Origin of the sequence: Synechococcus sp. WH 5701 (assembly GCF_000153045.1) — a bacterium.
GTDB lineage: Bacteria > Cyanobacteriota > Cyanobacteriia > PCC-6307 > Cyanobiaceae > Regnicoccus_A > Regnicoccus_A antarcticus.
This window is the reverse complement of record NZ_CH724161.1, coordinates 1-1,626: the sequence shown is the minus strand read 5'-3', so window position 1 is coordinate 1,626 and position 1,626 is coordinate 1. Positions and strand designations below refer to the sequence as shown.

1 protein-coding gene and 2 pseudogenes are annotated in these 1,626 nt (G+C 57.9%); 2 read left to right on the top strand and 1 reads right to left on the bottom strand.

Features of this window, described 5'->3' with window-relative positions:
- Window positions 1-291: pseudogene (locus WH5701_RS17030) on the bottom strand (DNA repair protein RadA); the annotation flags it as partial.
- A gap of 89 nt (window positions 292-380) precedes the next feature.
- Between WH5701_RS17030 and rpaB the strand changes: the two are divergent.
- Window positions 381-1,127 carry a response regulator transcription factor RpaB gene (gene rpaB, locus WH5701_RS15465; RefSeq protein ID WP_006173500.1) on the top strand — a complete coding sequence of 249 codons (747 nt, stop codon included), beginning with the start codon at window positions 381-383 and terminating at the stop codon, window positions 1,125-1,127.
- Window positions 1,108-1,626, top strand: a pseudogene (locus WH5701_RS17025) (phosphate acyltransferase PlsX); the annotation flags it as partial. The gene rpaB and the pseudogene WH5701_RS17025, both read left to right, overlap by 20 nt.

Genomic DNA, 1,626 nt, shown 5'->3' with positions numbered 1-1,626 from the left:
GAGCACAAGCGACCCGGGCACCAAACCGCTCCCCAAAACGCGGTCAAACTCAGTCGATCCCGTCTGCAAACGCTGCAGAGGTTGGTCGTCCAGCGACGCCATCGCGGTGGAACGTCGGGGGGAAGGAGCACTCTCCTGATTGGGCGCAGCACGGCGGCGGCGGCCATCGGTGGATGGCTGGGATTGCTCAACCAGGGAGTTCCAACTCCCGCACTCAGGACAACGTCCAAAGAACTGTCGCGCCTTCGCACCACAGGCTTGACAAACAAAAATGGCGGTGGGCTTAGGCAATGCGAACTGTGAAGAAAGTTGCTGTTACGTGAACCAAAGGGGGTCTGCCCTTTTATTTGTTACGTGACCCACGCTGCGTCACAGCCTTCATGACGGCCACGGCTCCCTCTAAGGAAACAATTCTCGTGGTCGATGACGAGGCCTCGATCAGAAGGATTCTGGAAACCAGACTCTCCATGATTGGGTACAACGTCGTGACCGCCTGCGACGGCACGGAGGCCCTGGAGTTGTTTCCCAACTGCATGCCCGACCTGGTGGTGCTCGACGTGATGATGCCAAAGCTTGATGGCTATGGCGTTTGCCAGGAACTCCGCAAGGAATCGGATGTTCCGATCGTGATGCTGACAGCCCTCGGCGATGTCGCCGACCGGATCACCGGCCTTGAGCTCGGGGCTGACGACTATGTGGTGAAACCATTCAGCCCGAAAGAGCTAGAAGCGAGGATCCGCTGCGTTCTTCGCCGGGTTGAGAAGGAAGCGATCGCCGGGATACCCAACTCCGGTGTGATTCAGGTATCCGACCTACGCATCGACACCAACAAACGCCAGGTGTTTCGCAACGACGAGCGCATCCGGCTCACGGGCATGGAATTCAGCCTGTTGGAACTCCTGGTGAGTCGCTCAAGGAAACCGTTTAACCGTGGCGAAATTCTCAAAGAAGTCTGGGGTTATACCCCTGAACGCCACGTTGATACTCGTGGGGGTGAAGTTCATATCTCCCGGGTTCCTTCCCAACTGGAAAAAGATTCCCCCCACCCTGAATTAATCCTCACGGCTCGCGGTACCGGCTACCTGTTCCAGCGCATCATCGACTCCGTTGCTTCCGAAGGACCCTGATTCCTCCCGGGCCCCTGAGCCCCGGAGCAAGAGCACAAGACCGCGTGCCATCCGCCGTCTTGTGATTTGGTACCGGCGGAACTCCGCCGTGACCACAATTGTTGATGGTGCGGCCAGCTCAGCGTCTGCAGCAGGAACCGTTGCAGGGACTGTTGTTTCTGGTGCCGGCACTGTTGCGAGCAGCGTTCTTCAGCCCTTGGTGTTTGATCCTCTTCGCCGCCTGCAGGGTGGGAATGATGAAAACGACATCAAAGACGAAGATCGCCTTTGGGTCGCTGTTGATGGCATGGGAGGCGACAATGCCCCTGGTCCCATTCTTGAGGGATGCCTCCAGGCGATTGAGCGCCTGCCCTTAAAAATTCGGTTTGTTGGCGAGCAGGATCGGGTGCGCGCTGCAGCAGCCGATCTAGAACTTGAAGCCACCTTGGAAAGAGCTCAAGCATCAGCCACTTGGAGTTAGTGCCGAGCGGCCCCTCTATCGGCATGGATGACGAAGCGA